This is a genomic window from Streptomyces parvus (assembly GCF_014648875.1).
GTDB lineage: Bacteria > Actinomycetota > Actinomycetes > Streptomycetales > Streptomycetaceae > Streptomyces > Streptomyces parvus.
Window position 1 is genome coordinate 1 of sequence record NZ_BMRY01000020.1, and the last position, 5,586, is coordinate 5,586.

Consider the following 5,586-nt stretch of genomic DNA (forward strand, 5'->3'; position numbering starts at 1 on the left):
GCCTGACCCTCTACCAGGCCCTGGACCTCCTCCAACACCTACTGGCCACCTGGACCGGAACCTGCCCCACCTGCCGACAACCCACCCCATGGCAGCCCTACGACACCACCTAACAAAGCCCTACTAGAGTCCCGCGGGTTCAGCGAAACTGAGGGTTCTCCGTCGGGAACCGACGGGTGTTCAGGCTCTCTGGAGGGTTTCGACCCGTGTGTTCTGGGTGAACTCAAGGTGCCGTCTCATCGGTCAAGTATGTTGAGCCGTGTATCAGGCTGAACTTCTTCCCAGTAGTGGGCGGCGGCTGTGACGATCGCTTGAAAGTCGTGCAGCGGCATGACTGCGACATGGGGTGTGCGCGTCCCCACGGGCGGTTCGGCGGGCTCGCCGATCTCGATCGCGTTCGTGCCGTGGACATACCCGCGGACCAGGCAATGGTCGAGGGACTCGGCATCCCCCAGCAGCGACGGATCGTTTAGGGCGACATCGGAGCGCAACACGGACCGTGTCGCGACCGGGTCAGCGTCGGGCCGGGCCAGACGCGGGTCCTCAAGCCTGGCCATGTTCTGCAGTGTCAGCATCATCGAGCCGAGGATGCAGGGCTCTGAATCGCCCATGATGATCGAGTCCACGATGAGTTGAAAACGAAAGAAGCGCGCATCCCAGGGGTCACCTGCTGGGGTCAGGATCAGCCCGAATCGGCCGTCGTCGGTTGAGACGCGCATGCCTATGACCTCCCGTGGTGTTCCTCGGCTTCTGATGCTGGAAGCTGCCGAGCGGCGTCGCCGTAGCGGATGGCGGTCTTCTCGTCGATGCCCAAGACGAGCGCGAGGTGGAGCGGGTCGGCGCCGTGGGTGAGAGCCTCTTCGAGCTGTCGGTCGACGCGGAGCCGTTCCAGGGTGGCGGTGAGGTTGCGGGTGGCTCGGGTGGTCCAGAGCTTGCCGGCCGGGCCGAGCTCGACGGCGGTCTTCTGGGTGATCAGCAGGTGGGGGTTGGCCGTGTTCGGCCAGCGGCTGCGCCGGTGATCGAGCCAGTCTAGGATCGCATGGCGGGTGAGATCGTCGAGCGGGCGGACGTGACCGCCAACGGTGATGCGCCGGTTGCCCAGGTCGACGTCCTCCAGTGCTCTCCGCGCGAGCGGAGGTGAGCCGACCCGGTCGCCGTAGTGGAACAGGTGGCTTCGTTCACTTCAAGCGGCAGCGTCTGTTCAGCAGTCCGGGAGGCAGTTGGTGATCCACTGGCTCGCTGATGTTCACAAGAAATGGTTCTGGCTCACTTTCCGTGGAGGGCTGACTGACTGTGATGTCAGTGGCGTGTGGTGGGATGGCCGGACTCAGCTGCCATGACCTGCTGGGAGATCGCGTTGATGCCCATGTACTCGTCTCTGACCCACGCCCTGGCCGCGGCCTTGGTCGATGTCCTGTGGTTCATCGAGGGAAGTGAAGACGAGCAGATGGATTCGGACGACGCCGTCAAGGTCCTGGAGGGTGTCGCTCACCTGGTCGGCAAGCTGTCGAGCGACCAGCGGAGCGAACTGATCGGTCTGCTCGGGACGATGGCCGCAGCCGAGTCCGACCCCGCGCGGCGGGAGTTCCTGGAAGGGTTTCCGGAAGGCTTCGGCCTCGTTGATGATGCGGTCTGACCTGCGCATCACGAGTAGAGCAGGACACGCTTGCGGAGGAGATGGAAGCCGGCCCGGCCGAACATCTGGCGTTTCAGCATCTTGATCCGGTTGACGTGGCCTTCGACGGCCCCGGAGCTCCAGGGCAGGGTGAGGCCGGCGATGACTGCATCGCGGTCGCGGTCGATGCCTGCGGCGAGGGTATGGAGGCCGGGGAGGTCATCTTGCCGGACGGCATCGAGCCACTGTGGCAGCCGTTCGCCCTGGCGCTCGGTGAGCATCTGCCCGAAGGAGCGGACGTGGCCGGTGAGGGCGTCCAGTTCAGGGCAGTGGACCCGAACGGCCTTGAGCCGAAGATGCTCCGTCTCGGTGAGGGTCTCCGGCCGGCAGAGGATCCATCCGGCGACGACCCGGGGTGACGGTGGCCGAGCCGTGACGGGGCCTGGCGGCAGCCGCTTCTCCCGGAAATAGGCGCGAACCCGCTGGTAGCTGCCCTGATAGCCGAGCGGCACGATCTCCTCCCACACCCTCCAGGCATTCGTGCAGCCTTGGTTCCAGCGGTCATCCAGGTAGGGCTTGAAGGCGTCAAGTTTGGATGGCCGGCCCTGCCACTGCCCCTGCAACAGGTCCTCCGGAGTGGCTGCGTCGGCGAGGAGTTCGACGGTGCGGGAGGTCACCCGGAGTTGGCGGCCGATCGCCCTCCGGCTGAGCCCGGCTGCCAGTAGTTCGTGGACGGTCGCGTGGTTGGCACGGGTGCGGTCAGCAAAGCGGTGCCCCCTCGGCCAGGGCGAGCCAGAGGGGTCTTCGAACTTCTCCGGATCGGGGGCAGGCTGGGCTGGATCTGGCGCCAGGACCTACAGGCATCCGCGGTGGTCCGCGACGCACCGCTCAGCAGCCTCGCTCAGGTTGTGCCAGAGGTGCCACCTGTCCGCGACCTGCACTGCCTGCGGTGCCCCGGCCGTGGCACCTTCGGCGAAGAACGGTGCCCGATCGCGGCAGACCACCTCCACCCCGGGCCGTTTCGCGAGCCACGCCGCGAGGCTGGGCGCCTCCCGGTCGGGCAGCAGGTCCACCGGACGCCAGCTTTCGACGTCGACCAGGACAGTCCCGTAGTGACGCCCCTTGCGGGTTGCGTACTCATCGACGCCGACCACCCGTGGGGCTGGAACTTCGGGGTCGGGTAACGCTTTGACCAGTCGCAGCACCGTGCTGCGGCTCACGGACACACCGAAGACGCTCGCCATGCGGGCACCGGCCCGACCGGCGAGTGCCAGGCCGACCGAGGCCAGCATCGACCGCAGGCGCTCGGTCCGCCGACCGTACCGACGGGTCAAGCCTTGCAGCTGTTCGGCGAAGATCCGCCGCCCGCACGCGATCACCGGGCAGAGGAACCTGCGGACGCGCAAGCAGAGAGCGACCCGTCTCCCTCCGCTGGGCACATCAGCGGGAAACCGCAGGTAGGAGCTGTGAACCCGGCGTGACCAGCTCCCGCATCCGGAACAGACGGCCCCCGGCACCGTGCTTCGGGCCTCTATACGTACCGCCTCGTCGTTCACGGCGACGGACAGCACCGCCACGTCGGCGATCGACGGGAACAGTAAGTCCTGCAGCCTGAGCACCACTTCTTCCACGGGCCGAACTGTCAGCTACACCGCACCCGGCATAGGCCAGTTCCGGGCGACTTCCCCAGGGCCCACTGACCCGACAACCATCACGCAGCGTGCATGCTCCACAGAAAGTGAGCCAGAACCACGACTCGTGAATAAAGCGGAGATCCCGTGGACCCACCGCGACCACGTCCACGCCCCCATGAGCGAGACCACCTGGCGCCACCTGCGCACCACCCTCGAGCAGCGCGCCGAACGCGAGGCACACGAAACCGCCCTCGCCGAGGCCGCCGACCAGATCCTGCGCCACACCCGGCCCCCCGCACCACCCCCTGCGGCGCCGGGCACGCGCGCCGGGAGCGCGGTCTCCCCGGCAGCAGGCGGCGAACCGGCGGCGCCGCACCGCACCGCGGCCCAGAGCACAGCGGAGGCGCAGGACAGCCTGGATGCGCTGGACGCCCGATCCCACGCCGCCCGGGACGAAAGCGCCAGCACCGATGAGTCCGGCGCACTCCCGCTGCCGGGAAGCGGCGCGCTGACGCTGTACGACGCCGACCAGGGGTAACCCCTGCCCGCCCTTCGCTCCCAGACGGCGGGGAGGCGGCCACGGGCACGGTGACGACGTTCGACGCCTTCGCCCGGTTCGCCCACTCCGCGCCCCCCAACGCCGCCGCAGCGGGGCCAGGCACCCCGCCCGGAGGAGGAACGCCTGGCCTACCACTCGCAGTTCGTCACCGTGCGCACCCCGGCCATCGAATCCCTGGCCCGCCAGGTCCGCACCCAGATGATCCTGGGCCGGCACCAGCAGGCCACCGCACGACCGCCGCTGATCCTCACCGGACCGGCCACCACCGGCAAGACCACCGCGCTGCTCCAGGTCGGCCGTACCTGCCACCTCGCCCACACCCGCCGCTCCGCCCCGGGCGACGACCGGGTGCCCGTCGCCTACGTGCTGGTGCCGCCCGGTGCCACTGCCAAGACCCTGGCCGCCGAGTTCGCCCGCTACCTCGGCATCCCCGTGGCCGCCCGCATGACCACCGCGCAGATCACGACCGCCGTCTGCCACACCTACACCACGGCCGGCGTCGCGCTCGTGCTGCTCGACGAGATCCACCGGCTCAACCCGCGCACCTCCAGCCGCGCGGAGGCCGCCGACCGGCTCAAGGACGTCACCGAACGTATCGGCGCCACGTTCGTCTACGCGGGCATCGACGTCACCGCCAGCGCCGTTCTCAGCGGAGTACGCGGCGCGCAGCTGGCCGGGCGCGCCTCTCTGATCAACTGCGGGGCGCTGCCCGCCAGCGCCGGCCACCGCGAGCCGTTCCGCGAGCTGACCACCGCCCTGGAAGCGGCCCTCGACCTCACCGCGCACCGGCCGGGCACCCTGCCCCGCCTGGCGCCCTACCTGCACGAGCGGACCGCCGGACGCATCGGCAGCCTCTCCCGCCTGATCCGCCAGGCCGCCATCGAAGCCATCTGCGACGGCACCGAGCACATCACCAAGACTCTGCTGGACACCATCGCGCTGGATTACCTCGCCGAAAAGCACTACCGGCCCCGCCCCCGCCCGCCGTACCCGCACCGGCCGGTGACCGCGGCGCGGCCCGGCACGATGTGGCCCAGCCCGCCCAGCCCGCCCAGCGCGCTGCGCGTACGGCCGCTGCCCCCTGAGACGGCAGCCTCCTACCTCACCCGCCTCGCAGCCGCCTACCACCTCTCCCCCGCCAACCTCCTCAACGGACTGCACAACACCGCCACCGACACCCCCGCCACCGAACTCCACTACAGCTGCGAAGCCGCCCACCGCCTCGCCGCCTTCACCCACATCCCGCCCGCCCACCTCGACCGCGCCCTGACCCGTCAGCCCCCGCCCGCCGCCATTGCCACCACCCACACCGCCACCGCCCGCTGGCAGCCCCTCGCCCCCGCAGAGCAGCCACTGCCGGCCTGCACCACCTGCACCCCGCGCCGCCCGCCCCACCACACCACCCCGACCGCGTGGATCGACCCCGCGCCCTACCTGCCCCGGGCCACGATCTGCGCCCGCCACCAGCAATCCTCCAGCGACCCCCGACAGCGCATCCCCCTCGACATCCACGCCCTGCCCGAGCTCGCCCACACCCGCCTCACCGCCCGCCGGCCGCCCACCACGGCTTCCCTGAGCTGGGCAACCACGATCACCACCCGCTCAGCAGACTGCGCAACACCAAACACCCAGCTCAACCCAGATCCCACCGGCCGCCCACACTCCGGCACCACGTAACCCTGCCCCGCCACAACGAACTACCGCCCAGCGAAACCGAGCAACACCAGGTCACAACCAAGACCAATAACCACACCATCAGCTACGCCATACGTTGCGGG

Annotated in this window: 4 protein-coding genes and 1 pseudogene; 3 read left to right on the forward strand and 2 right to left on the reverse strand. The window is 69.4% G+C overall.

Annotation, left to right across the window (positions count from 1 at the left end; genetic code table 11):
* Positions 1 to 236 precede the first annotated feature (236 nt).
* Positions 237 to 719, reverse strand: a complete 483-nt coding sequence (locus IE140_RS34895; RefSeq protein WP_150198430.1) for a hypothetical protein — start codon at positions 717 to 719, stop codon at positions 237 to 239.
* 617 nt (positions 720 to 1,336) lie between these two features.
* Between IE140_RS34895 and IE140_RS34900 the strand changes: the two genes are divergently transcribed.
* Positions 1,337 to 1,636, forward strand: a complete 300-nt coding sequence (locus IE140_RS34900) for a hypothetical protein (RefSeq protein ID WP_150198432.1) — start codon at positions 1,337 to 1,339, stop codon at positions 1,634 to 1,636.
* 8 nt (positions 1,637 to 1,644) lie between these two features.
* Here IE140_RS34900 and IE140_RS36770 read toward each other — a convergent pair.
* A pseudogene (locus IE140_RS36770) lies at positions 1,645 to 3,246 on the reverse strand (ISL3 family transposase).
* Positions 3,247 to 3,373: 127 nt separating this feature from the next.
* Here IE140_RS36770 and IE140_RS34910 point away from each other — a divergent pair.
* Positions 3,374 to 3,787 (forward strand): hypothetical protein, encoded by a 414-nt coding sequence (locus IE140_RS34910; protein WP_189461039.1) that lies wholly within the window; start codon positions 3,374 to 3,376, stop codon positions 3,785 to 3,787.
* 171 nt (positions 3,788 to 3,958) lie between these two features.
* Entirely contained in the window at positions 3,959 to 5,485 is a 1,527-nt protein-coding gene (locus IE140_RS36315) for a TniB family NTP-binding protein (RefSeq protein WP_229827068.1), read from the forward strand.
* Positions 5,486 to 5,586 lie beyond the last annotated feature (101 nt).